At 64.7% G+C, this 23,515-nt stretch carries 21 protein-coding genes, 1 tRNA gene and 1 riboswitch; of the genes, 5 read left to right on the top strand and 17 right to left on the bottom strand.

Going from position 1 to position 23,515, the window contains the following annotated elements:
- Positions 1-71 precede the first annotated feature (71 nt).
- From egtD to ACLIMP_RS08655, 3 genes are all read right to left on the bottom strand, one after another.
- Positions 72-1,064 carry an L-histidine N(alpha)-methyltransferase gene (egtD, locus tag ACLIMP_RS08665; protein ID WP_443477770.1) on the bottom strand — a complete coding sequence of 331 codons (993 nt, stop codon included), beginning with the start codon at positions 1,062-1,064 and terminating at the stop codon, positions 72-74.
- A gap of 1 nt (position 1,065) precedes the next feature.
- Positions 1,066-2,334 (bottom strand): ergothioneine biosynthesis protein EgtB, encoded by a 1,269-nt coding sequence (egtB, locus tag ACLIMP_RS08660; RefSeq protein ID WP_324699022.1) that lies wholly within the window; start codon positions 2,332-2,334, stop codon positions 1,066-1,068.
- A 257-nt stretch (positions 2,335-2,591) separates the two neighbouring features.
- On the bottom strand, positions 2,592-3,269 hold the full coding sequence (locus tag ACLIMP_RS08655) for a response regulator transcription factor (RefSeq protein ID WP_443477769.1): 678 nt from the start codon (positions 3,267-3,269) through the stop codon (positions 2,592-2,594).
- Between the two features lie 114 nt (positions 3,270-3,383).
- Between ACLIMP_RS08655 and ACLIMP_RS08650 the strand changes: the two genes are divergently transcribed.
- Positions 3,384-4,067: a response regulator gene (locus tag ACLIMP_RS08650; protein ID WP_443477768.1), complete on the top strand. Its 684-nt coding sequence runs from the start codon at positions 3,384-3,386 to the stop codon at positions 4,065-4,067.
- Between the two features lie 21 nt (positions 4,068-4,088).
- Here the strand turns inward: ACLIMP_RS08650 and ACLIMP_RS08645 are convergent, their stop codons facing one another.
- The 8 genes from ACLIMP_RS08645 to ACLIMP_RS08610 all read right to left on the bottom strand — a co-directional run bounded on the left by ACLIMP_RS08645 (position 4,089) and on the right by ACLIMP_RS08610 (position 11,610).
- A complete protein-coding gene (locus ACLIMP_RS08645; protein ID WP_443477767.1) occupies positions 4,089-4,793 on the bottom strand; it encodes a YoaK family protein in 705 nt (234 codons plus the stop codon).
- A gap of 104 nt (positions 4,794-4,897) precedes the next feature.
- Positions 4,898-6,259, bottom strand: coding sequence for an alginate export family protein (locus ACLIMP_RS08640; RefSeq protein ID WP_324698779.1), 1,362 nt, complete (start codon positions 6,257-6,259; stop codon positions 4,898-4,900).
- Positions 6,252-6,680, bottom strand: a complete 429-nt coding sequence (locus ACLIMP_RS08635) for a DoxX family protein (RefSeq protein ID WP_324698777.1) — start codon at positions 6,678-6,680, stop codon at positions 6,252-6,254. The genes ACLIMP_RS08640 and ACLIMP_RS08635 overlap by 8 nt, the downstream gene beginning before the upstream one ends.
- 3 nt (positions 6,681-6,683) lie before the next feature.
- Entirely contained in the window at positions 6,684-7,577 is an 894-nt protein-coding gene (locus ACLIMP_RS08630) for a glyoxalase (RefSeq protein WP_324698776.1), read from the bottom strand.
- A 166-nt stretch (positions 7,578-7,743) separates the two neighbouring features.
- Complete coding sequence (locus ACLIMP_RS08625; protein WP_443477766.1) at positions 7,744-9,588, bottom strand: amidohydrolase; 1,845 nt, start codon at positions 9,586-9,588, stop codon at positions 7,744-7,746.
- A gap of 89 nt (positions 9,589-9,677) precedes the next feature.
- Positions 9,678-9,950, bottom strand: a complete 273-nt coding sequence (locus tag ACLIMP_RS08620) for a DUF1427 family protein (protein ID WP_054441197.1) — start codon at positions 9,948-9,950, stop codon at positions 9,678-9,680.
- Between the two features lie 25 nt (positions 9,951-9,975).
- Positions 9,976-10,812 (bottom strand): alpha/beta fold hydrolase, encoded by an 837-nt coding sequence (locus ACLIMP_RS08615; protein ID WP_324698774.1) that lies wholly within the window; start codon positions 10,810-10,812, stop codon positions 9,976-9,978.
- 126 nt (positions 10,813-10,938) lie between these two features.
- A complete protein-coding gene (locus tag ACLIMP_RS08610) occupies positions 10,939-11,610 on the bottom strand; it encodes a hydrolase (protein WP_054441193.1) in 672 nt (223 codons plus the stop codon).
- Positions 11,611-12,046: 436 nt separating this feature from the next.
- On the opposite strand from ACLIMP_RS08610, the gene ACLIMP_RS08605 reads away from it, so the two are divergent.
- Positions 12,047-14,056, top strand: a complete 2,010-nt coding sequence (locus ACLIMP_RS08605) for an acyltransferase family protein (protein WP_324698773.1) — start codon at positions 12,047-12,049, stop codon at positions 14,054-14,056.
- A gap of 284 nt (positions 14,057-14,340) precedes the next feature.
- Here ACLIMP_RS08605 and pnuC read toward each other — a convergent pair whose 3' ends face one another.
- From pnuC to ACLIMP_RS08590, 3 genes are all read right to left on the bottom strand, one after another.
- The gene (pnuC, locus tag ACLIMP_RS08600) at positions 14,341-14,901 is read right to left on the bottom strand and encodes a nicotinamide riboside transporter PnuC (RefSeq protein ID WP_324698772.1); all 561 of its coding nucleotides are present in this window, start codon (positions 14,899-14,901) and stop codon (positions 14,341-14,343) included.
- Complete coding sequence (locus tag ACLIMP_RS08595) at positions 14,901-16,013, bottom strand: phosphotransferase enzyme family protein (protein WP_324699021.1); 1,113 nt, start codon at positions 16,011-16,013, stop codon at positions 14,901-14,903. Before ACLIMP_RS08595 ends, pnuC begins: the two co-directional genes overlap by 1 nt.
- Before the next feature lie 65 nt (positions 16,014-16,078).
- Positions 16,079-18,409: a TonB-dependent receptor gene (locus ACLIMP_RS08590; RefSeq protein WP_185998818.1), complete on the bottom strand. Its 2,331-nt coding sequence runs from the start codon at positions 18,407-18,409 to the stop codon at positions 16,079-16,081.
- 47 nt (positions 18,410-18,456) lie between these two features.
- A riboswitch (TPP riboswitch) is annotated at positions 18,457-18,566 on the bottom strand.
- 175 nt (positions 18,567-18,741) lie between these two features.
- Between ACLIMP_RS08590 and ACLIMP_RS08585 the strand changes: the two genes are divergently transcribed.
- The 3 genes from ACLIMP_RS08585 to ACLIMP_RS08575 all read left to right on the top strand — a co-directional run bounded on the left by ACLIMP_RS08585 (position 18,742) and on the right by ACLIMP_RS08575 (position 21,474).
- Complete coding sequence (locus tag ACLIMP_RS08585; protein ID WP_324698771.1) at positions 18,742-19,071, top strand: hypothetical protein; 330 nt, start codon at positions 18,742-18,744, stop codon at positions 19,069-19,071.
- 356 nt (positions 19,072-19,427) lie between these two features.
- Positions 19,428-20,957 carry a DUF6438 domain-containing protein gene (locus ACLIMP_RS08580; RefSeq protein ID WP_443477765.1) on the top strand — a complete coding sequence of 510 codons (1,530 nt, stop codon included), beginning with the start codon at positions 19,428-19,430 and terminating at the stop codon, positions 20,955-20,957.
- A gap of 1 nt (position 20,958) precedes the next feature.
- The gene (locus tag ACLIMP_RS08575) at positions 20,959-21,474 is read left to right on the top strand and encodes an SH3 domain-containing protein (RefSeq protein WP_324698769.1); all 516 of its coding nucleotides are present in this window, start codon (positions 20,959-20,961) and stop codon (positions 21,472-21,474) included.
- Positions 21,475-21,724: 250 nt separating this feature from the next.
- Here the strand turns inward: ACLIMP_RS08575 and ACLIMP_RS08570 are convergent, their stop codons facing one another.
- The 3 genes from ACLIMP_RS08570 to ACLIMP_RS08560 form a co-directional block, all read right to left on the bottom strand.
- Positions 21,725-22,012: a BrnA antitoxin family protein gene (locus ACLIMP_RS08570; RefSeq protein ID WP_324698768.1), complete on the bottom strand. Its 288-nt coding sequence runs from the start codon at positions 22,010-22,012 to the stop codon at positions 21,725-21,727.
- A gap of 330 nt (positions 22,013-22,342) precedes the next feature.
- Positions 22,343-23,143, bottom strand: coding sequence for a tyrosine-type recombinase/integrase (locus tag ACLIMP_RS08565; protein ID WP_443477764.1), 801 nt, complete (start codon positions 23,141-23,143; stop codon positions 22,343-22,345).
- Between the two features lie 201 nt (positions 23,144-23,344).
- Positions 23,345-23,421: transfer RNA gene (locus ACLIMP_RS08560), tRNA-Met, on the bottom strand.
- Positions 23,422-23,515 lie beyond the last annotated feature (94 nt).

Raw genomic sequence — 23,515 nt, 5'->3', positions numbered from 1 at the left:
AGCGCCGCCATCGCACTCAGCCATGCCTTGTTGTTATGGCAGAGGCCCTGCACGGTAGCGGGAGGCCCGCCTCAGTCACCGCCCCCTTGCGCCAGCACCAGCGAGAAGTCGCCCCCGGCATCGCTCCAGTGCTCCACCTCGCCCCATCCGCTGGCGGCGAGCAGCAGGCGGATTTCTCCGGGGCGGTACTTGTGGCAATTCTCGGTATGGATAGTCTCGCCGCTTTCCATGTGGAAGCCTTGTCCCGCCACCTCGAAACGGATCGCCCGGCGCGCCTGCAAGTGCATCTCGATCCGGCTGGCATCCTCGTTCCAGCGCGCGACATGGCGGAATTCGCCGACCGGGATAGTGCCCCCAAGCTCGCGGTTGATGCGCTGGAGGAGGTTGAGGTTGAACAGCGCCGTCACCCCGCCCGCGTCGTCATAAGCCGATACCAGTCGCGCCGGGTCCTTGACCCGATCGATCCCGATCAGGAGATGCGCCTGCTCGCCCAGCGTCTCGCGCATCGAACGCAGCAGGTCCACGGCGGCGAAAGGCGTGAGGTTGCCGATCGTCGATCCCGGGAAGAACCCGAGCATCGCCCTGCCCTCGCGCCGCAGCGGCAAGGACACCGGGTTCATGAAATCGGCCTCCACCGGCACGATCCGCAGCGCGGGAAACAGCCCCTGCAGCGCCAGGCAGGCCTCGTCGAGGAACTCGCCGCAGATGTCGATCGGCACATATGTCGCGCGGGGCAGCGCCTTGAGCAGGATGCGGGTCTTGATCGAACTGCCCGAGCCGAACTCCACCACCGTGGCATCGGCGCCAAGCCTTTCCGCGACCGCCGCCACATGGGCGTGAAGCAGCGCGGTTTCGGTGCGGGTGGGGTAATATTCCGGAACCTGGGTGATCGCCTCGAAAAGCTGCGATCCGCGCATGTCGTAGAACCAGCGCGCCGGGATCGCCTTGCCTGCCTGCTCCAGCCCGTTCAGCACATCTTCGCGAAAGGCAGGATCGGGCTGGAACGTCCGGGGAGTAAGGCGCTGTTCGGTAAAGATCTCGTCGCTCCGGGGGGCCGTGAACATCTCAGAGACTCCTGGCAAGGCGCAGGCCGGTGAACTGCCAGCGCTGGTGAGGATGGAAGAAATTGCGGTAGGACGCACGCATGTGGCCGCGCGGGGTGGCGCAGCTGCCGCCCTTGAGGACGAACTGGCCCGACATGAACTTGCCGTTGTACTCGCCCACGGCGCCCGCCGCCGGGCGATAGCCGGGCCACGGGCGATAGGCCGAGCCGGTCCATTCCCAGACGTTCCCGAACAGCGAGGCGAAATCTCCCGCCGGCGCTTCGGCACGGGGCATGACCGCGCCTGCGGTGTCCAGTTGCACGCCGCCGCGCGGATCGCGGCCATGCGCGGCCGCTTCCCATTCCTGCTCGGTAGGCAGGCGGGCGCCCGCCCATGCCGCGAAAGCATCGGCTTCATAGAACGAGACATGCGCGACCGGCGCATCGGGATCGACGGGAAGCCAGCCGCCAAGCGTGAAATGCTCCCATTCATCGCTGCCGCCCCGCCAATAGAGCGGCGCCGCGATCCCTTCGCGCCGGGTCCAGTCCCAGCCGTCGGAAAGCCAGAGCGCGGCGGTGCCGTAGCCATTGTCGCGAATGAATTCCGCCCATTCACCATTGGTCACCGGCCGACTGGCCAGTGCATGGGGAGCCAGCCATGCGGGGTGCCGGGGCGTTTCGTTGTCGAAGGCGAATGGATCGTCCTCCAGACTGCCGATCCGGGCCAGCCCTTCCTGCCCTTCGATCCAGCGCAGAGCCCCCCCGTCCGGCGTGGCCCGGGAAGCGGATGCGGATGCATAGGCCGGGCCGAGCGGATTGCGGGAGAACAAGTGCTTGATATCGGTCAGCAGCAGTTCCTGATGCTGTTGCTCGTGCTGGATGCCCAGCTCGATCAGGTCGCCATGCCGCGCCAGAAGCTCCGGCAGCGCCGCGCGCATCGCCGTGTCGACATGCTCGCGATAGGCCATGACCTCGGCCAGGGCGGGCCGGGTCAGCAGGCCGCGTTCGGGCCGCGCCATCCGCTCGCCCTCGGCTTCGTAATAGCTGTTGAACAGGAACGGCCAGCGCGGGTCGAACAGGCGGTAGCCGGGAACGTGATCGCGCAGCAGGAAAGTCTCGAAGAACCACGTCGTATGCGCCAGATGCCACTTGGCGGGCGAGGCATCCGGCATGGACTGCACCGCCGCGTCCGCCTCGTTCAGCCCCAGCACGAGCTCGCGGCTGAGATGCCGGGTCGCGGCGTACCTTGCAGCAATGGCGTGGATGTCGTCGTCAGGTCCCCCATCGGGCATGGGATGCAGGTCCGCATTGCTTGGCCGGTGCGCCATGGCCTCTCCTTCTCGCTACCCGCGTGGGCACGCTTCGCCCTCGCCCGCCATCCCCGGATGCTATCGCGCCGCGACGGTCCGCTGAATGAGACGAAAGTATGGCTAGGTAGTGCGCGGGCGGCTCCGAGGTTCCGGGCAGCGCGAAAAAGGCCGCCGGAAACGCGCCCGCGTGCGCCGAGCGGCTATGGAAGCAGGCCTGTGCCGATGTCGGGTGCCCGATATCAGGCGGCCGATCGGGCCTCGATCACTTGCGAGGCACGGACGAGGTCTGGGACGGAGCGGAGCTGCATCTTCTTCATCAGGCTGGAGCGGTGGAGCTTCACGGTGATCTCGCTGATCTCCAGCTCCCAGGCGATCTGCTTGTTCATCAGGCCCCGCACCACGCCTTCCATCACTTGCCGTTCGCGCCCTGTGAGGGCCGCGAAGCGTTCCGCGACCGCGCGGTGGCGATGGGTCAGTTCCCGCCTGTCCCGGTCGAACGCGAGCGCTGCATCGACGGCATCGATCATCTGCTGGTCGCCAAAGGGCTTGGGCAGGAAATCCATCGCCCCCGCCTTCATCGCCCGCACCGATAGCGCCACGTCGGGATGGCCGGTCATGAACACGACCGGGATCTCGTCGCCCCGCCGCTTGAGCTGCTCGTACAGTTCGAGCCCGCCGATGCCCGGCAGGCGCACGTCGGCGATGAGGCAGCATTCGCGGTCGGGAAGCGGCGCATCCAGCACGGCCTGCGAGGATGCGAACCCCTGCGGGCAAAACCCTTCCACACGCAGCAGGCTGCCCAGCGCCGAGCGCATTTCGGGATCGTCATCGACGATCAGGACCGTGCCCGATGCCCTGTCGGCAATCGAGGCGGGCGTGGCGGGGGTGACGGGTTGGGGAACCACCTGGGGGGGCAAGGCGAGACCTCCGGTTTTTTGCGATGCACAAAAATGCCTCCAAGTGCACATATCGGGCAATCCCCCCATTCGGGGGGAATTGCCTAATCCGGCCATCGCGCTCAGGGTCTCCCCATGGACATGCCCGCTTCTGGCGAAACCACCTCCGCACCGGCAACAGCCCCGGAAGCGCCGATCCGCGTGCTCGTGATCGACGATCATCCGCTGCTGCGCGACGGCGTCATGGCGGTGCTGGGCACGCAGCACGACATGGCACTGATCGGCATGGGAGAGGACGGCGAGGCCGCCGTGGCGCTCTACCGCGAGCTTCGCCCCGACGTCATGCTGCTGGATCTCCAGATGCCGGGCATCGACGGGCTGACCGCGATGGCGCGCATCCTTGCGGAATTTCCGCAGGCCCGCGTGCTGGTGCTGACGACCTATTCGGGTGACGGCTGGGCCCTGCGCGCGCTCAAGGCGGGCGCCGCAGGCTATCTGCTCAAGAACAGCCTGCGGACCGAACTTCTCGACGCCATCCGCTGCATTCACCGGGGCGAGATGCATTTCGACGCCGGTCTGGTCAGCGCGGACGGTTCGAGACAGGCCGCCTCCGAAAGCCCCCCTCACCTCACCGCTCGCGAAAGCGACGTGCTGGAACTGGCGGCGGCGGGCAACTCCAACAAGCAGATCGCCGGCCGGCTCTCTCTCTCGGAAGAGACGGTGAAGGGATATATGAAGGCGATCTTCGCGCGGCTGGGGGCGATGGATCGCACCCATGCCGTGGCGATTGCCGTGCGAAACGGCCTGATCGAGCTTTAGCCGGTAGACAGGCGCATTCGCTCAGGGCCTGTGCGGCGCGGCGGAGGCCGGATCGCGGGCAAACAGCAGCGTTGCACCCAGCACGATGGCACCGGCCAGGATCAGCGGAACCGCCAGTCCGACATGGAGCAGCAGCGTGGCACCCACGGCGGCGCCGAGGAAGATCGAAAGCACGGCGGCGAAGCGGCGCAGGAAATTGGGAGAGCGTCCTCCCACCTGATCGGCGGCGATGCCGGTGATCGTCAGCGTCAATACGGTGGTGGTCAGGTCGGGCACCTTGAGCGAGCGCACGGTCGCATTGCGCAGACCCATGGCGAAACCGGTCAGCACGATCACCGAAAGCACCGCGATCTCCGGCGCCTGCGCGGCGATGTCGATCCTGGTGGAAATGGCGGCAGCGATCCACAGCAGCGCGGCTTCGACCACGGCGGCCCAGAGCAGCCAGCGGCGCAGCGGCAGGTCCACATGGGCGCCGGCAAGGCGTCCCGCCCCAAAGGCGCCCACCATGAAGGCCAGCAGCGCCATGACCGCCGGCACAACCTTGAAACCGGGCGTTCCCGCCGCCGCGAAGCCGAGGAACACGACGTTGCCGGTCATGTTGGCGGTAAAGACCTTGCCGAGACCCAGCACCGAAGCCGCATCGACCAGACCGGTGGTGGCGGAAAGCAGCAACAGCAGGCGCGGCAGGGTGGACTTGATGGGGGAAGCGGCGGGTGTTGCGGTCATGTCGATCTCCGGGATGGGGGGGATGCCGGTGGTCTAGGTCGGGGCTGCTATCTCAGGTATCCGAATAAGATCGTCCGGTTTGTTCGATGAAACTGAAATGCCGATCAGAACCGGAAATTGCTTTCGAGACCGAGCATATGGATCGTCCTGGCGGAGCCGGTCTCGCGGATGAAGGCTCCCGGCGCGAAGGCGGAAAGCGAGGCGGAGAGTTCGAGCTCCGCCGTCGCCTGCCAGGCCAGCGTCGCTTCCACTTCCTTGCCGACGAATTTCGCGCGGCTGTCTCCCGCGTCGCGGATCAGGTTGCCGGGAATGTCGTAGATGCCGTCCCCGCACGAGGCGCGCCAGTAGGCCATGGCAGCAAGGCTGGCCGAGATATCCGGGGCAAGTTGCAGGCCCAGCGAGGAATAGGCGTTGACGATGTTGTAGGGGCCGACCGGCGAAAGCTCGCCGAAGTATTTGCCCTTGGGGAACATCGCGTTGAACGTGCCGAGGCGATTGTCGGCCTTGTCCTTGTCCCCGCTCACCACATTGACGCGAACGGTAAGGTCGGGGGCGAGCGGTGCTTCCGGGAAGGCGCGGCCGAGTTCGGTGCCCAGCGTCCAGGCCGAGATCGGGCCATCCGCGAAACGGCCGAACTGATAGACGCCCTCGACGTTCCAGTGCCAGTCGTCGCGGCTGCCGTGCCAGCGCGCGCCAAGACTGTGGCGGGTTTCGGTGCCCCCGCGCGTGCCCCAGTGGGCGGCTTGGTTACGATAGCCGAGATAGTAGAGATCCAGTCCCGGCAGCGCGGCATAGGCGCCCCAGAGCGACTTGTCGGGCGAAGTGCGATCGTCGAAGTCGCCCCGGCGGGCCTGCACGGGCCTGACCGCCAGCAGGCTGACTTTCGCGGCGCCCAGCGTCACGTCCGCACGCAGGCCATCGAAGGCGAGCGGCACGTTGGGACCGTAGCGGGTGCCGATCAGCCGTTCGGTGCCGAGCGAGAGCATCTGCCGCCCGCCGCGCAGGGTTACGGGGCCGAGGTCAGCCTCGACGAAGCCTTGCAGCAGGTCGATGCCGGTGCCGTCCACCGGGCCCGGCGAAGGCGCGACGCTGGCCGATGTCGAGGCGATCGGCTGCACGAAGGCACGCACTTTGCCGACATGCAGGTCCGCATAGGGCAGCGCGCGCAGCCAGACGTAGCTGTCGTTCGGCGCATCCGCCCCGCCCCAGAGGTTGTTTTCGAGGTTCTCGTTCCTCACGCGCAGTTCGATGCCGGTGGAGAGCCAGACGTCATCGCTGATCGGGATGTACTTGAACGGCCCGGTCCAGTGGTGCGCGCGCTTTTCGGCGTCGGCAAGGTCGGACCAGTCCTCGTCGTAGCGGGTGATCGAGAGGGTCGGGGCCTGCCAGGCCTCGGTGGGTTCGGCATGGGCAAGATGGGGGAGAAGGGTTGCGGCAAGCGCCGCAAGCGGGGCCAGCCTAGGCACGTCGCTTCGCCCGGGAGGCTAGGATGGCCACGAGAATGAACCCGCCGACGAGGCCCATGTGTTCGAAGAAGGCATTCGTCGCCCCGAAGCGCTCGGGTCCGGCGGGCATGGCCCAGAAGGCATTGGCGACCGTCGCGGCGAAGAACGTGAACACGCCCAGCATGCCCGCGCCCAGCCAGACCAGGCGGTTCGTCAGGATCAGCAGCGGGCCGACGAGCTCCACCGCAATGGTGAGCGCCGCCCAGAGCGCGGGCGGGGTCAGGCCGAAGTGGGCCTGCTCCGCCACGGCGCCCTGCCAGTCGGTGAGCTTGGTGAGCCCGCCGACGAGATAGGCGCCCACCAGCAGGAGGCGGGCAAGAAAGCCCGTCGGCGCGAAATCCAGCACCGAGGCGACGAATTTGGGCGTACCGGTGCCGGACATGGTTCAGTCAACCTCACCGGAGTGGATCTCGGCGATGTAGCCGCCGGGGAAGCGCACGATGGCGGCCTGGCGCTTGCCTGTGCTGTAAGGCGCGACCAGCGTTTCCGCGCCTGCCGCCGAAGCCCTGGCGAGCGTGGCATTGAGGTCGCTCACCGCATAGCCGGTCATGTCGCGGCCATAGGGCCAGGGTAGCTGGCCGTCCGAAACGTAGACCACCATCTTGCCATAGCCGCTGGTGATCGACACGCGGCGGATGGTCTTGCCGGGCTCGCCGATCTCGGCGCCATTGGCGGCCTTGTCATCGGCGGTGATCTTGCCGTGGGCGAAGCCGGTCCAGCCCTTGATGAAGCTGTCGGCGGCATCGGCGGTCAGATAGACGCGGTTTTCCGGGACCGTCTCAAGCGCCTTGTAGTTCGGCTTGGCGGTGTGCCAGTAGAGCTGCATGTTCACGCCGCCCGGCCACTGGATCACCGAATCCCGGCCGATGGGATCGGGGAAGGTCTCCAGACGGCGCACCGCCCCGTGGCTGCGGGCAGACTTCACCGCCGCATCGAGGTCGGTCACCAGATAGCCGGTGCGCTCGTCGCCGAAGGGAACGGGGATCGGCGTCTTGAAGCCGAAGACCGAGACGGTGCCCGCAGGCGTCAGCACGAGCTGCGACTTGGTGAGGCTTTTCGTCGGCGTCACCTGGAATTCGCCCTGCTTGCTGGTGGTGCCGCCGAAGGTGGCGACGAAGCTGGAAACGAACGTGTCGAACTGGTCCTGCGGCACGTAGACATGGGTGGTGTCGTACTGCGCGCCGACGGCGTAGTCGGCTGCGGGAGCGGCGAAGGCAGGCGTGACTGCGGGGCTCGCGGCCACCAGGGCGGCCGCGATGATCAGGGTGAAGTGCTTCATGTCTGTGGCTCCGATGGGAGAGGGACAGTGCCGCTCGGTCGATGGTGCAGGCCCGGTGTAGGGGGCCGTCGGCTATCCATCGATCCGAATAATCTAGACTGGAATGTTCGAAATTATGGAAAAGCCGTGAATGCGGCCCCTCCTCGCCCGGAGGGGCCGCACCGGATCAGACCGCCCAGCAACCGCAGCCGAGCGAGCCCCAGAAAGTCTGGACATCGGCGGCGGGAACATTGGCGCCGAGCGCGGCGGCATGGTCGTGCCCGTGGACGCCGCAGGAACTGGCGCAGCCGCAGGCAGAGGCCAGCTTCTGCTTGGCTTCCGGCGTCTGGTAATAGCCGCCGAAGGTGGCGACCGGCGACCAGTCCGGCATCGGGCGCGGCAGCTGCGGCGCGAGCGGGCGATAGTCGCCCTCGCCGTGCACCACCTTGCCGCCCAGCAGCGTCAGGATCGAGCGGATGTGGACGATCTCGTTATCGGGGACGCTGAAGTAGTCGTCGGAAAGCAGCGCGAGGTCGGCCAGCTGGCCCGCCTTGATCTGGCCCTTCTTGCCCACTTCGTTCGAGAACCAGGTGTTCTCGTGCGTCCACATGCGCAGCGCCTTTTCGCGGCTGACGCGGTTGTCGCCGCGATAGAGCGGGAGGCCGCCCACGGTGCGTCCGGTGACGAGCCACGAAAGCGAGACCCAGGGGTTGTAGCTGGCGACGCGGGTGGCGTCGGTGCCGCCGCCCACGGGGATGCCGGCAGCCAGCATCCGGGCAATCGGCGGGGTGCGTTCGGCCGCCTTGGCGCCGTAGCGCTCGACGAAATCCTCGCCCTGATAGGCCATGCGGTGCTGCACCGCGATGCCCCCGCCGAGCGCGGCGATACGGTCGATATTGCGATCCGAAATGGTCTCGGCATGGTCGAAGAACCAGTTGATGCCTTCGAGCGGGATGTCGCGGTTGACCTTCTCGTAGACGTCGAGCGCACGGCCGATCGTCTCGTCATAAGTCGCGTGAAGGCGCCAGGGCCAGCGGTGCTCGGCAAGCAGGCGGATGACGGGTTCCAGATCGCCTTCCATGCTGGGCGGCATGTCGGGGCGTTCGACGCGGAAGTCCTCGAAGTCGGCGGCGGAATAGACCAGCATCTCGCCCGCGCCGTTATGCCGGTAGGTGTCGTCGCCCTGTCCGGGGCTGACCTGCTTCACCCAGCCCGAAAAGTCCGCCAGTTCCTCTTTCGGCTTCTGCGTGAAGAGGTTGTAGCTGATGCGCACGGTCAGCTGGTCGTCGGCGTGGAGCTTTTCGATGATGTCGTAATCGTCGGGATAGTTCTGGAAACCGCCCCCCGCATCGATCACCCCGGTCACGCCCAGCGCGTTGACTTCGCGCATGAAGTGGCGGGTGGAGTTGATCTGGTATTCGGGCGGAAGCTTCGGTCCCTTCGCCAGCGTGGAATAGAGGATCGTCGCGTTGGGCTGGGCCAGCAGCAGGCCAGTGGGGTTGCCATTCGCATCGCGCACGATCTCGCCGCCCGGCGGGTTCGGCGTGTCCTTGGTATAGCCGACGACACGCAAGGCAGCGGCGTTCAGCAGCGCACGGTCGTAGAGGTGGAGGATGAACACCGGCGTATCGGGCGCCACCGCGTTCAGTTCCGCGATGGTCGGCAGGCGCTTTTCGGCGAACTGGTGCTCGGTGAAGCCGCCGACCACGCGAACCCACTGCGGGGCGGGCGTGTTGTCGACCTGCTTCTTCAGCATCGCCATCGCTTCGGACAGGCTGGTCACGCCGTCCCAGCGCAGCTCCATGTTGAAGTTCAGCCCGCCGCGGATGATGTGCATGTGGCTGTCGATCAGGCCTGGGATCAGGCGGTGCCCCCTGGCATCGATAACCGTCGCTTCGGGAGCGGCGGCGCGCACTTCCTGCTCGCTGCCCACGGTCAGGAACTTGCCGTCGCGGATCGCCACGGCTTCGGCTTGCGGGTTCTCCCGGTCCAGCGTGGTGATCCTGGCGTTGACGATGATCGTGTCGGTCATGACGGCTTCCTTGGAACGTGCGGTTTGCGAGAGTAATGTGGGCAGGAGCGACGTGGCAGCCGCTCCGGCAAGTGTCTGGCGGCGGGTGATCACGCTTCCGCCTTGTGGTCGGCGGTGCGGCAGGGGAACTTGTCTCCCGGCAGGCGGCCGAGGACGTGCTTGCGGCAGTCCGTCTGGACGAAGTGGGCGATTTCATCGTCCGCCCAGATCCTCTTCGCCAGCGGTACGATCTGCTCGCCCAGCAGGATGCCCAGAAGCCCGAGCAACGCGATCATTGGCGGGGCCGGCGAACGCACGCCGAGGAGACTGTAGACGATACCCACCAGCAACCCGGCAGCGATCGAGAGAAGGTAGGCTTTCATCGTGGAGGCTCCCCGGCGTCTTGGTTCAGGCCTGCACGAAAGCGAGCAGGTCGGGGTTGATCACGTCGGCGTGCGTGGTCAGCATGCCGTGCGGGAAGCCGGGATAGATCTTGAGCGTGGCGTCCAGCAGGATCTCGGCCTGGAGCACACCGGCGTTCTTGTAAGGCACGACCTGGTCGTCATCGCCGTGAAGCACCAGCGTGGGCACCGTGATCGCCTTGAGATCGTCGGTCTGGTCGGTTTCCGAGAAGGCCTTGATGCCTTCGTAATGGGCCTTGGCGCTGCCCATCATGCCCTGGCGCCACCAGTTGTCGATCACCGGCACGGAAACTTCGGCGCCATCGCGGTTGAAGCCGTAGAAGGGACCTGCGGCCACATCGCGGAAGAACTGCGCGCGGTTGGCGGCAAGCCCGGCGCGCAGGCCGTCGAACACCTCGATGGGAAGGCCGCCGGGATAGGCCTGCGTCTTGAGCATGATCGGGGGGACGGCGCTCACCAGCACGGCCTTGGCGACGCGGCCCTGCGGAATGCCGTAGCGGGCGACATAGGCCGCGACTTCGCCGCCGCCGGTCGAGTGGCCGATGTGGACCGCGTTCCTGAGGTCGAGATGCTCTGCCACGGCGGAGGCGTCGGCGGCGTAGTGGGCCATGTCATGACCATCGCTGACCTGCTCGGAACGGCCATGGCCGCGGCGGTCATGGGCGACGACGCGGTAGCCCTTGGAGAGGAAGAACAGCATCTGCGTATCCCAGTCGTCCGACGAGAGCGGCCAGCCGTGGTGGAAGACGATCGGCTGGGCATCCTTCGGGCCCCAGTCCTTGAAGAAGATTTCGACGCCGTCCTTGGTGGTGACATATGCCATGATGCTGATCCTTCGGTGGGTTGGGTTGTCTATGCAGCGGCTTCGACAAGCTCAGCCTGAGCGGAGCTGGAACTGAGAGGGCTGTTTCCGCCCATCCTGAGCCTGTCGAAGGATCACGAACTCAAATCAGTGAGCGCCCTCGGACGCGCCGAACATGGTCTTCGCGTAATTGATGCCGATACCGTAGGCACCGCCCCACTTCTTGGCGATTCCGGTGGTGCTGTCGTAGGTCTCGGTACGGGCCCAGTCGCGCTGCAGTTCGAGCAGGTACTGGAGCGAGGTCATCGGCACCGCGCCAAGCTGGATCATGCGTTCCACGGCCCGTTCGTGCGCCTCGGTGGAAATATCGCCGCAGGCATCGGTGATGACATAGGCTTCGAAGCCCTGGTCGATGGCCGAGGCAACCGGGCCGACGATGCAGACCGAGGTCCACAGCCCGGCGAAGACGATGCGTGGGCGGGCGATGCGGTTGATTTCGGCGATCACGCCTTCGTCTTCCCAGGTGTTCATGCTGGTCCGGTCGAGCATGGCCTGACCTTCGAAGGCTTCGGTGATCTCGTCGAACATCGGGCCGGAGAAGCTCTTCTCGGCAACCGTGGTCAGGATGGTGGGAACGTCGAAGGACTTGGCCCCGCGCGAAATCAGCGCGGCGTTGTTGCGGAGCAGTTCGGCCGAGATCGACTTGGTTGCGAAGGCCATCTGCGACTGGAAGTCGATCAGGACAAGCGCATGATTGTCAGGCGAGATCAGCGACTTGCCGGGGGTTGCAGTGGCGGTCGGCGTGGCGGTCTTGGTCATTGGGAAGCTCCTGTCGTTGTCTGGTGAAGCTGTTTTCGCGTCATTTTCGCTTGCAGTGAAGCTGGATAAAATGACCATTATTGTTCGATAAACTTGAAAAGCCTGCCCGAGGCAGACCTGCATGGCCTGGCGGTACAGCCGAACGCCCGCCCACCACGCGCAGCACTTTTGCCTCGGTCGTGCCGGAATTCTAAGCCAACCATTGGTATGGTCCGGGCCGAACGGAGCGGCTTTTCCCAGGCCGGGCGGCGTGGAAGAATTCCGCATGGCCACGGCCGCAGCCCAAAGCCGCCAATTCAAGAAGGCGCGGCGACGGAATATGTCCGCGCCGCCTAGACTTGCATTGCATCGCAACGTAGTCCGGTGCGGCCGGCTGCTGTTTCAATTCTGTAAGCGCAGTTCTGCCAGAATTCGAATTGACGAGGGGCGAATATCGATGAGCCACATCAGGTACCGGCGCGATATCGATGGGCTACGAACGATCGCGGTACTGCCCGTCGTGCTGTATCATGCCGAACTTCCGCCTTTTTCGGGCGGCTTCGTCGGTGTCGACATCTTCTTCGTCATTTCCGGGTTTCTGATTACCAGCGGCCTTCTCAAGGATGCGAACGAGCAGAAGTTCAGCCTGCTGGCCTTTTACGACCGCCGCATCCGGCGTATTCTGCCCGCACTGCTGGCCGTTACCATGGCGACTCTGGCCTACGGCACGTTCGTCATGCTTCCCGGCGAACTCCTCGCCCTCGGGAAATCCGCGGTAAGCGTGGCCCTGTTCTCGTCGAACATCTGGTTCTGGTCGCAGCTCAACTATTTCGGGCCGGCGCCTTACGAGAGCCCGTTGCTGCACTCCTGGTCGCTGGCGGTGGAGGAGCAGTTCTACATCTTCTGGCCGCTGGTCGTGGCCCTGTTCACGCTTAAGCCGCTTCGCCGCTGGTTCCTGCCGGCGATCGTGGCCGCGATCGTCATCTCCTTCGGCCTCTCTGAATTCATCGTCCACAAATCGCCGAACTTCGCCTTCTACATGTTCCCCACCCGGGCATGGGAACTGCTTCTGGGCGCGGTGCTGGCGGTCGTTCCATCCCTGCGCATTCCGAACCCCGCCTTGCGCCTTGCAGCCGCCCTCGCCGGTCTCGGCCTCGTGCTGGTTCCCATGCTGACTTATACCGGGGCAACGCTGTTCCCCGGCCTTTCCGCGCTGCCGGTCTGCGTGGGCACGGCGCTGCTCCTGCTGGCCAATGCCGAACAGGACAACGTGGTGGCCCGGCTACTGGGCAGCGGCCCGATGGTCTTCGTGGGCAAGCTCTCCTATTCGCTCTATCTCTGGCACTGGCCGATCATCGCCTTCTTCTGGCTCCAGCGCGGTGCGGCGCCCTCGCCCGTCGAAGGCGCGCTGCTGGTGGCGGCCAGCTTCGTCCTGTCCTACCTCAGCCTGCGCTATGTGGAAGCGCCCTTCCGCCAGCGCAGCAGCACGAATATCGACACCCGCATCGTCCAGCGCCGCGTCGTCGCGTTCGGCGCGCTGGCGCTGCTCGCGATCGGCCTGGCCTCCGCGCCGCTGATCGTCACGCGCGGCCTGCCCGGCCGACTGCCGCAGCCCGCCCTGCTGGCGACCGAGTTCTCCCCCAAACCCTTCACCCCCGAAATCGGCTGCGCGCTCGGTGGTTCGAAAGGTATAGAGAACTGCGCGAAAGGCATTGCCGAGGATGACAGGTCGACAGTCGTGCTGTGGGGAGATTCGCACGCCCGCGCTCTCGGATTCGGCTTCACCAAGGCGACCGAACAGGCCGGAATCCCCCTGCGCACGGCCGTGAAAAGCTCCTGCTCGCCGCTGCCCGGCACGCTCGAAACCGACGGCACCCTCGTTGCCGACGACAGTTGCCGCCGGTTCAACGAAATGATCTTCGAGGCGATCAGGTCCAATCCGCATGTAAAGACCGTCGTCATCGCCGGGCGCTGGGCACGCTTCGTGAATGACAGCGCTCCCGGCAGCAACGAGGCCATCACCTCGAAATTCCTGCTCGACGAACAGGAACGCGTTGCCGGACCGGAACAGACCAAGGCGGTGCTGCAGCGCTCGCTCGAACGGGTGATCTCCCGGTTCGGCGCGGCGGGCAAGGAAGTGCTGCTGGTCGAACAGGCCCCCAGCTTCCCGGACAATGCCCGCAAGTGCGTGGCCCGTTCGCTGTGGCGCGGCAAAAGCGCGGAGGACTGCTCCGTCCGGGAAACCGACGTCCGCCGCCGACGACTGGCGCTGACCACCATGTTCGAGGATATCGCCGCGCGGCATGACAACGTTCGGCTGATCGACCCCCTGCCCGTCATGTGCCGGGGCGGCCTATGCCCGGCCGATGACCGTGGCCTGCCGCTCTACGCGGACGAGCACCACGTCACCGAACGCGGCAGCGCCCGTGAAGCGACATCGATCCCGCTGCGCGACCTGAGGTCATGAGCGGCTGCGAAGCTGCAGGATAGAAGGCCTGAACGGGCCGGAGCCCGGATCGGAAGGGTCCGCCTACAAGGCGTTGTAGCGGACCAGTTCCTCGCAGTCGCAGCATGGCGTTTCTACCGAACAGCCCGGAATCCTGTCCGGGCAGAAGTTCGATTCACCGATGCATCGTTTCAGCCACGCAAGAACCGCGTGGCCCCACCCTTTTCTCATGTCGCCCCCCGACAACGTAAACGCGGCGCTTACTATGCAGACCAAGGGTACACAAGGGTTTCACGGGCGGCCCGCTAGTTCGCACTCCGGGCCTCCTGCCAGCGGCGATAGCCCAGTACGGCAAGGGCGATCATCGCCGCATAGAGGCCCGCCGTGAGCCACAGCCCCTTGAAGGCGAACATGCCCACGTAAAGGATGTCCACCGCAATCCACAGCAGCCAGCTCGCCGCGTGTCGCCGCGCGGTCCAGTATTGGGCCACGAGACTGAAGCTGCTCAGGGCGGAATCCATCCACGGCAGCGCCGCGTCGGTATAGCGGCTGGTGAACCAGCCGATGGCGACGGCGCCCGCCGCGCCCGCCGCCAGTCCCGCCCATGCCTGCAGGGGAAGCAGCGGCTTCACCATGACTTCCCCGGCATCGCCCTTCCCTTTGGTCCAGACGATCCAGCCATAGACGATGGCCACGCCGAACAGCGCCTGCAGCACCATGTCGGCATAGAGCCGCACGTCGAGGAACAGCTTGAAGTAGAGCGCACAGGCCAGCAGGCTCGTTGGCCAGCACAGCAGCCAGCGCTTCGCGGTGAGCCAGATTGCCAGGAAGCTGACGACGACGGCAACGATTTCGAGTGCCGACATCAGGCCGCGTCCCCGCTTTCGAGTTGGTTCAGGAAGTCCCGCCCCGGCGGGGAGAGGAACCAGTCGGCATGGTCCACGAGATAGCCCTGCCATGCGAGCTTCGCCTGAGCGCCATCGCGCAGGATGCCCGCGAAATAGTCCACTTCCGAAAGCGCGAATTCGATATGGACGAGCGGCAGCAGGCGGACGACCGTCTCCACATCACTGCGGGTGAGCGGCAGCACCGTGCGGTAGCCGGCAAGCAGCGCCAGCGCCGCTGCCGAATCGGCGGGTCCGTCGCCCCGCCCTTCCGCAAGGTCCAGCCACGGAATGGCGGTGCGCTCGATCGCGGTGGCGAGATCGTGGTGCGCCGAGGTCCGCGCCGCCAGCCCGAAATCGAACACGGTGCGCACCGCGCCGTCCTCGCTCCAGAGAAGGTTCGAGGGGTGCCAGTCGTTATGGGTCCAGAGCCGCGGATGCCGGGCCAGACGCTCGGGCAGCCCGGTGCCCAGCGCGGCGAAAAGGCGCGCGAGTTCCTGCCGCCAGGGCTTGTCCTCAAGAAATCCGGCCAGCGCCGGACGGGCGGCGACATAGTCCGCCGCCGCCGCCAGCGGATCGCGGGAGGGCAGGATGGTGAAGCTGGCGACAAGCGGATGCGCCGCGCGATCCGGCGCCGCGTAACCTTCTGAGGCACGGTGCAACCGCGCCAGCGCCACGCCCGCCTCGAAGGCGTGACGGTGCGAAAGGAACGGCGTCCATGACAGCCTGTCGCGGTAAATATCCCGGCCCGGCGACCTTGCGTGAACTTCGTATGTCCAGTCACCCCGGGTGACGGCCCCGCCGCCCCCCTCCGCCGGCACGACCTCCGGCACCGGCACGCCGCCGGCCCGCAGATGCGCCATGAAACCATGCTCTTCATCCAGCCCCTCCGGCGTGCGGAGCGACTGGTGATGGCGCTTGAGGAAGAACGATCCCCGTTCGGTCTCGACCAGAGCCCCTGCCGAGAACGGTCGCGGCGAATGCCAGTGCAGCGCCGCCAGCCGCCGTCCGGCGGAAGGGAACCGGGCCAGGATCGCCTCGGCCTCGCCATGCGTGATGGCGGGCCAGGTCGGTGCCTCCAGCGCGGTGCCCATCCCATGCACCATGTGGCCGGGTTCGGTGCGGCCGGACACGAGACGGGGCACCGCGCCGCTCACGGTCAGAAGGCGCGCGAAAGCGTCGCCACGAAGGCGCGCCCGCTTCCGACGTAATAGGCCGGCGACGAGCCCGAAATGACGGTGCCGCCGCGCCCCGTCGTATCCAGCGCATTGGGCGTGATCGAATAGACGCCCGACAGCACATGCGGGTTGGTCACGTTGATCGCATTGAGCCGCAGGTCCATCCGCTGCGCGTCGATCAGCCCGGCAAGATGGACGCCCACGGACAAGTCGAGCGTGGCATAGCCCTTGATGCTCTCGTCATTCATGAAGGTGGCGTACTGGCGGCCGACGTACTTGAGCGCGCTGCTGCCGAACAGGCGGCCGTCGTCATAAGTGGTGCCCATGGCGAACTGGAACTCGGGGCTGGATACCGCGCGCTTGCCCTTGGTCGGCAGATAATCGCCGCCGATGGCCAGGTCGTCGTTCAGGCGCGTGTGCAGGTATTCGCCCGAGAGATAGACGCTGACGCCCCTCGCCGGGCGATAATCGATCTCGCCGTCCAGTCCGTAGGAGGTCTGGCTGCCCCCATTGATCGTCGAATTGACGAGCGCGCCGCCGCTGTCGATCACGGTCGCCACCTGGCGGTTGCGGAAGTGATAGTGGAAGGCGGTGAGCGAGAAGGACAGGCTGGGGCCGATGTAGCGATAGCCCAGCTCCTCGGAGACCGAATATTCGTTCTTGAGATCCCCGCTCCCCTGGCTGACGAGTTCGCCGCCGTAATAGCTGTTGTAGAGCGCGAACTCGTTCGGGGTGCGGAAGCTCGTCGTGATGTTGGCGAAAAGCTGCTGCCGGTCGTCCAGCTTGTAATGCACCGCGGCGCGGGGCAGCGCGGCGAAGCTGTCGGCGCGCACTTTCGACTGTGGGCCGGGCAGGTAATTGCGGCCGTTGCGCAGCACGTCCACGCCCTTGAAGCCCAGGTCGACGCTCAGGCGCGGCGAAACCGCGATGCTGTCGGCCAGGAAGAAGCCTTTGGTGACGGTGACGGTCCGCGCATTCTCGTAAGCCAGCAGGCGGCCGTCGGCCGTGCGGATCGCCTTGTCCTGATAGCCCCACTGGTCCACCGGATGCCCATCGGCGCCGATCGAGGTGTAGGACTGGGTAACACGGTCGGTCCCGTAATCGAACCAGAGCCCGGCGGTGAGCGTGTGGGCGCCCGCCTGAAGCGTAAGCTTGCTGACATCGCCGACGCGAAGCTGCTTGCCGGTCCAGTTGCCAAGCACGGTGGCCACCCCGTCCACCGCGCCGGGCAGCGCGATCGGCTGGGTCAATTCCTCGGTGCCGAGAAAATTGCCGGTCGTGGCAAGCTGCGTGCCGTAAGGCGCATTGCCGTGGCCGAGCTGGAGATAGGCCGAACTGTCGAACGCCAGGCGATCGCCCAGCTTCAGATGAACCGGCGCCGCCACGTAGAAGTTGCGGAACGGCGCGCGGTAGAGCCTCCAGTAGTTGGTATTGCCCTCGGTGTACTGCCGATCGTAGTTGAAATCGCGGCCGGAGGCTTTCCAGTCGGCCAGCGTGGGGCTCGGATAGCTCGATGTCTTGGCGTCGTTGTACGAGAAGGAGATGCTGGCGCGGTTCCCGTCGCCCCATTCGCGCAGCAGCTTCGCATCGATATGCTGGCGCTTGTCGTATCCGGCGCCCCGCCAGTTGTCCGCGCGGTTGTTCGAATAGGAGACGAAGGCCTTGAGCCCGCTCGCCCCCAGCGTGCCGGTGTCCAGCCGCACGAAAACGCGGCGGGCATCGTAGGAACCGGCAGAAAGATTGACGAGGCCGCCCAGCTCCGATTTCGGATCGTCGAGCGTCAGCGATAGCAGCCCGCCCGCCGCGGCGACGACGGGCGCGTCGATATCGGCGGCCCCTTGCGCCAGCGCGATCTGCCGCACGTTCTCGGCATCGGCGAACTGCGAGGGATAGGCGTAGAAATAGCCGATATCGTTTTGCGGCGCACCTTCCATCACGACGCCGATCTGGTCCTGACCCAATCCGCGCAGGGTCAGGCTGGAACCGGTGGAGAGGCCGTAGGGATCGCTCGAAGACACGTTCGCGCCGGGCAGGAGGTTGACGAGCTGGAACGCATTGAGCGTCGGCGCCTGCTTGAGGATGAAGTCCGCCGAAATGGCGCTTACGGCCTTGGGCGCGGTCTGGTCCGGCAGCAGCCCCTCGGGATCGGGATGCCCGATCACCTGGATGTCGGACGGGCCGGCATCGTCGGCCGCCTCCGCCATCGCCGCGGGCGCGGCCAGCAAGGCCGGCAGAACCAGCGCGGCACCACCGATGCCGGTCAGGCCGCGAAGACAGGAAAAGTTACGGAAATTGGGCAGATTAATGGGCATCGTCTTACTGGGCATCTTCTCGCGTCCACTCCATCTGGAGGGACAACGGACCTGCCGCCAGCCCTCCCTACGCCGGTGTCAACCGGATCAGGTTCAGCGGGTCGTGGTCTGCAGACCACCTCTCAGCCGCGCATAAGCGGCCCCCCGGGGATAGGGCGCCTCTAGGCGGTCAGATGCGGGCTGGGAAGCGTTATTGAGAGCAAGGCACACCATTACCGCCCCACCGGCGTCCACGCGCGAGGATCCTGATCCACAGTCTTGCGGCTCTTTGCCTCCGCGATTTCATCCCGCCGCCCGCGCACGGCCTCGATCTGGCCGGCAGCGTCACGCGCATGGCGACTTTTGCACCGAAGGGCCGCATCGATCTGGCGACGGTCGACAACGAAATCGCCAGACTTGGGCGCCTCTGGTCAGTCAGCAACGCCAGCAATGAGGATAAGCTGGCAGCATTCCTCGACGCGGAAAGACTGGAGGAGATCGATCCCTTTGACCGCGTCCAGCTGGCTTACGTCGTGGACACATGCCGCGAGAGTACCTCCCTGTCCGAAGCCGGACGGCACCTGTTCTCCGCCTCGCGCGCGCGACGCAACAGCACCAACGACGCAGACCGGCTCAGAAAGTATCTGCCTCGCTTCGGATTGGATTTCGCAACAATCCGATAACGCAGGTTAGTGATGCCTGTTCACCGCAGACTAAAACTTAAAAAAACTTGATCTAAATTATGATTGTATAATTAGTCACCCATTGCCAGCATCGTTCCAATGCGACCACGGGATGTCGCCCGCGGCCCCATCAATTCACAACCCTTTTCGGACGATCATCGGTCACCAAGTAAAGTCGATGATTTTCTAACTTAGTATTCTACGGTTTAAGGGGTAGCCTATCAAGCAGAGTTCTGGTGATATGGTCGCCTATCAATACCTTGGGAGAGATGATGAAGGGTGGCCTTGCATGGCGATCAGCAGCGGCACTGTCCCTGCTCTTAGCCTGTTCCGGATCGACGCACGAGGTCGAAAGGGTGGGCATCTACTATCTCCAATCGGAGCGCCTCTCCGGCCCGGAGACGGTCAATGGTTACGGATCAGCCAATGTCGGCGTCCTGGTGACCATTGACGTGAAAGGCCATGTCATCGACGCTCGGGTAGGAGACAACTTCTACAAGCTCGACCCCAAGCCAGCTCTTGAAGCTGCGCGGAAGTGGACATTCAAGCCTCAGTCGTTCGACGGGCATCCTGTCCAGGCAGTTGGCTTCATAACGATCAACTACGAAGCCGCCGAAACTGCTCCTGACCCGAAAGTCCCGTTCCCGGAAGGTAGCCCTCAGGATACCGAGGTTACGCTGCGAAGGACCGCCTGTTACGGATCGTGCCCCGATTATGAGGTTTCGATCAGGGGAGATGGCCGCGTCCGTTTCTCCAGCAATTATCCTCGCTTTCCCGGAAGCGCCGCCGACGTGCATCGTGCATTCAACGGGTACAATGTACTCTGGCCCGGCCCTCATGAAACGAACGTCGAGCCTGAAGCGGCTGCCGCCTTGTTCCAGAAATTTCGAGATGCGCACTTCATGGGGATGAAGCCGGATTACACGGCCGGCGTCACGGATAGTCCGACCTATGAACTCACCCTGAGAGTCGGCACAACCTCCAAGGTGGTGGTCGATTACGTGGGCCGGTCTGTCGGCATGCCTCGGAGCATGACCCAACTCGAGGATGCCGTGGATACTCTGGCTCAGACAGATCGGTGGATTCGGGGCAACGGCGGTACTGTCGCTCTACTCAAGCAGCAGCGGTTCGACTTCACTTCTCAAGCCGGCGCAGACCTCGTTCAAAGTGCCATAAGGCTTGCGCAAGCCTCACTCGGAAGGAATGATCCGACAGACCTTGTCCGAGCTGCTCTTGCCTCCGGAGTTCGTTTGGACGCTCTCATTAAGGCCGGACCGCAGGATAATTCCCCTTCTTCGCTGGCTCTTGGCGTTCTGATCGCCGAATTTGCGGCAGAGAGGGGAGATCAAAAGCTGTTCGACCGGATGGCAAAGCAGGGCTATGTTTCACGGATACCCAAGGCACGGTTGACGGCTCTGCTTGCCGAGGGAGTCGGCTGCAACGCCCCGATAGCTCGGGCCCTGGTGAATGCCGGTGCCGACCCCAAAGGGCAGGATAATGACGGGAATGCCCTGCACATATTTCGCGGAACCTATGGGGCTTGCGGGAAGGCTTCCAGCCGGGACCGTGCTGCAATGGCGCGCACCCTGATCACGCTTGGCGTTCCACTGGAGGGACGCGATAGCCTGGACTGGACTCCGCTCATGGGAACCAGCGATCTGGCGGTGACGAAAGTTCTCATCGAAGCGGGGGCGAAGCTGGACGCCAAGTCCAATGACGGCACCACACCTGTCCTTTCAGTGGATGACGACCGCATCGCACTCACAATGTTGCGGGCAGGCGCCAACCCCCGCGTGAAGGACCCAGACGGAACCCTTCTGGCTGCCGCGAAAAGGCGTCATTGGCCTGCCACTTTGGAATGGCTCGCTGCGCATGGGATACAGTGAAATGGCGGGCCGCTTCCCCATCGGTCGCCGTGTGAACGTGTTCTGCCTGGTCCTGGGCTCGCTCCTCATGGTTCAGTGCACAGGTGGATTGTCATCTCCTGATCCGTCAGGCAGCGAGGATGCCGAACTGACGGAACCAGCAGGGGCTGCGCTAGCCTATGATGACGGCGATACCGTCTATGTCTCAGCGTCGACCCTTCGGACGCGCGACGCGCCTTCAACCAAAGGGCACATCACGGGAAACTTCCGCAGCGGCGATAACGTCGAGATCATCAAGCGGTCGGGCGAATGGCTCCAGGTCATGAAGGACGCCCGGCGCGTGTGGATCTCAGCGAACCATGTCTCCTCGTCATCACCTGTCACTCGCCAGTCCTTTGCCTCGCGCCCCTCATCGACAGGAGTATCAACTGACGACTCTGGCTCAGGCGGTGGATTTTCATGGTTCGGCAAACGCTGCAAAAAGGGAAAGCCCTGCGGCAACGCCTGCATTTCAGTCAATCGTGTCTGCCATAAGTGACAACGCCCCTCCCGAGACAATACCCTCCCCCAAGCTGCTCGAAGTCCCCGCTTTCGTAGCTGTTCGTGGGAGAGGCATGAAGTAGACTTTCATTACCTCTTGCCCCAACGCCACGCCTTCTGTTGATGGCGGGGCTCGAACACCCCACAAAACCGACCCATGCCGGTCGTTCAGCCACCGATGGCTCCCCCGGGAGCCGGGACCGGCAGCTCGTCATCGTCCTACCGGGAGGATGGGGGGCCAATCGGCTTCAGTGCGCAGCCACCCAATCCTTGAGGGCTGCATCGATCCGCGACTGCCAACCGGGGCCGCCGGATTTGAAATGCTCGATCACCTCGGGCGAAAGGCGCAGTGTGGTGCTGACCTTTTTTGGGGCCTTCTGCGGACCGCGCGCGCGAATCGTCTTTGCGAGGTCCGGGAAGGCCTCAGCGAAAGGCATTGCCCTCGCGAAGTCCTCGGCTGTCAATTCGGGGTTATTGCTGACCGCATCCATATCGGCCCTGGTGTATCCGGGAGCGGCGTGTTTCGGGTCGGTCATGGCAGGAGCGTCCATCCTTCGCAGGGATCACCAGAGCGGAGAGGAAGGACCCTTCGCCCACATCGGCAAAGTCGATCCCGTGCTTGACGAGGATCGCTTGCCGTTTCGGTTCATCCCATACAGCAATCATGGCTTTTTGTGGCTACGATTTGATTGGAGGTCAATCGCTTTTAGTAACTACAATTTGCTTTTGGCGGCGGGATCGATCTTCCAGTTCATCAGGCGTCACAGGCTCTTGAACATCTTGCCCAGCGTGGCGGCGGGCGAGGCGAGCGCGCTGGTCAAGCAAAGGCTTGCGCGGTTCCGTCGGCGAGCCGTCAAAAGGGCACGTTATCGGCCCTGCGGCTGAGGTTCGAGCGCTGACGGGCCGGTCCCAACTTGAGCGCAACGCGGCGGCGGTGGCCCAAGTAAGCAGCGTGAACACATGGCGTCTCTGGCTCGATCACGCCTCCGGCTTCCATCTTCACCGTCGTACCCAGCGATGGCACGAACCAGATCGGGAACTTCCTGCAGCGGCACGCGCGCCATGTGCTTCACTCGTGGGCGGGGCTTCAAGGCGCCAAGCAGGTGAACAGTTGGATTCTCGCGCTCCCACCCGTTGGCGATCGCAAACCGATAGACCTGGCTCACGCATTGGTTGGCGCGCCGGCTGATATCGAGAGCCCCCCCCCTCGCCTCGATCTTTCTGATCATGTCCAGAATCTCGGGGACGGATATCTCAGTGAGAGGACGGTGACCGATCGCAAGAAAGACATCCCTTTCCATCCGGCTGATTACCCGCTGGGCGTGGGCGGCATTCAATCCGCTGGCGCGATTGGCGTGCCAATCGCGCGCGACCTTTTCGAAGGTACGCTCTGCTGCCCGCTGTTCCTCCGCCTGCACCGCCCCCGGATCTCGCCCCTCGGCAAGGCTGGCCCTTGCCTCGTCACGCTTGGTCCGCGCCGCGGCGAGCGGAACGTCGGGATATTTTCCGAAGCTCAGCAGCTTTTCCTTGCCGCCGAATCGGTACTTCATACGCCACAGCTTCGAGCCGTTTGGCTGCACGAACAGATGCAATCCGCCGCCGTCCGTCAGCTTATATGCGCGGCTCCGGATCGCCGCGTATTTAACTTCAAGTTCCTTGAGGGCCATCTGGGGGTATCGCCTGTTGGGGGTGCCGGCCAAAAATACCCCCAATTCCACCCCCAATTCAAATCGACGTGGGCGGTCTCGCATGGACGAGAGTGGGCGCCAGCGGATAACCGCGAACGCCGTAAATGCTTGAAATTATTTTGAAAAAAAATGCCCCGAGACGTCAACGGACAAATCTGGACTGTCTCGGAAAATGGGAAATGGTAGCGGAGGAGGGACTCGAACCCCCGACACGCGGATTATGATTCCGCTGCTCTAACCAGCTGAGCTACTCCGCCAAACCAAGGCCGCCGCGTCGGGCGGCTCGATCCGGTGCCCCACATCACTGCCGGGCAGGTCGCGTCCTCTAGGGGCAAGGTCGGCATCGGTCAA

It is taken from the genome of Novosphingobium aeonii (assembly GCF_052279045.1).
Lineage (GTDB): Bacteria > Pseudomonadota > Alphaproteobacteria > Sphingomonadales > Sphingomonadaceae > Novosphingobium.
The sequence above is the reverse complement of the archived record's forward strand: the minus strand, read 5'-3'. Positions and strand labels throughout refer to the sequence as shown.

Excerpts from the sequence above, each read along its gene's own strand:
- egtD (WP_443477770.1), bottom strand. The coding sequence starts at position 1,064 with ATGTTCACGGCCCCCCGGAGCGACGAGATCTTTACCGAACAGCGCCTT.
- ACLIMP_RS08570 (WP_324698768.1), bottom strand. The coding sequence starts at position 22,012 with ATGACCGACCCGAAACACGCCGCTCCCGGATACACCAGGGCCGATATG.
- ACLIMP_RS08625 (WP_443477766.1), bottom strand. The coding sequence starts at position 9,588 with ATGACCGACACGATCATCGTCAACGCCAGGATCACCACGCTGGACCGG.
- ACLIMP_RS08645 (WP_443477767.1), bottom strand. The coding sequence starts at position 4,793 with ATGACCGCAACACCCGCCGCTTCCCCCATCAAGTCCACCCTGCCGCGC.
- ACLIMP_RS08610 (WP_054441193.1), bottom strand. The coding sequence starts at position 11,610 with ATGACCAAGACCGCCACGCCGACCGCCACTGCAACCCCCGGCAAGTCG.
- ACLIMP_RS08650 (WP_443477768.1), top strand. The coding sequence starts at position 3,384 with ATGGACATGCCCGCTTCTGGCGAAACCACCTCCGCACCGGCAACAGCC.
- ACLIMP_RS08620 (WP_054441197.1), bottom strand. The coding sequence starts at position 9,950 with ATGAAAGCCTACCTTCTCTCGATCGCTGCCGGGTTGCTGGTGGGTATC.
- ACLIMP_RS08595 (WP_324699021.1), bottom strand. The coding sequence starts at position 16,013 with ATGGGCACCGCGCTGGAGGCACCGACCTGGCCCGCCATCACGCATGGC.
- ACLIMP_RS08630 (WP_324698776.1), bottom strand. The coding sequence starts at position 7,577 with ATGAAGCACTTCACCCTGATCATCGCGGCCGCCCTGGTGGCCGCGAGC.
- ACLIMP_RS08615 (WP_324698774.1), bottom strand. The coding sequence starts at position 10,812 with ATGGCATATGTCACCACCAAGGACGGCGTCGAAATCTTCTTCAAGGAC.
- egtB (WP_324699022.1), bottom strand. The coding sequence starts at position 2,334 with ATGCCCGATGGGGGACCTGACGACGACATCCACGCCATTGCTGCAAGG.
- ACLIMP_RS08585 (WP_324698771.1), top strand. The coding sequence starts at position 18,742 with ATGGCGACTTTTGCACCGAAGGGCCGCATCGATCTGGCGACGGTCGAC.
- ACLIMP_RS08605 (WP_324698773.1), top strand. The coding sequence starts at position 12,047 with ATGAGCCACATCAGGTACCGGCGCGATATCGATGGGCTACGAACGATC.
- ACLIMP_RS08575 (WP_324698769.1), top strand. The coding sequence starts at position 20,959 with ATGGCGGGCCGCTTCCCCATCGGTCGCCGTGTGAACGTGTTCTGCCTG.
- ACLIMP_RS08590 (WP_185998818.1), bottom strand. The coding sequence starts at position 18,409 with ATGCCCATTAATCTGCCCAATTTCCGTAACTTTTCCTGTCTTCGCGGC.
- ACLIMP_RS08635 (WP_324698777.1), bottom strand. The coding sequence starts at position 6,680 with ATGTCCGGCACCGGTACGCCCAAATTCGTCGCCTCGGTGCTGGATTTC.
- ACLIMP_RS08565 (WP_443477764.1), bottom strand. The coding sequence starts at position 23,143 with ATGGCCCTCAAGGAACTTGAAGTTAAATACGCGGCGATCCGGAGCCGC.
- pnuC (WP_324698772.1), bottom strand. The coding sequence starts at position 14,901 with ATGTCGGCACTCGAAATCGTTGCCGTCGTCGTCAGCTTCCTGGCAATC.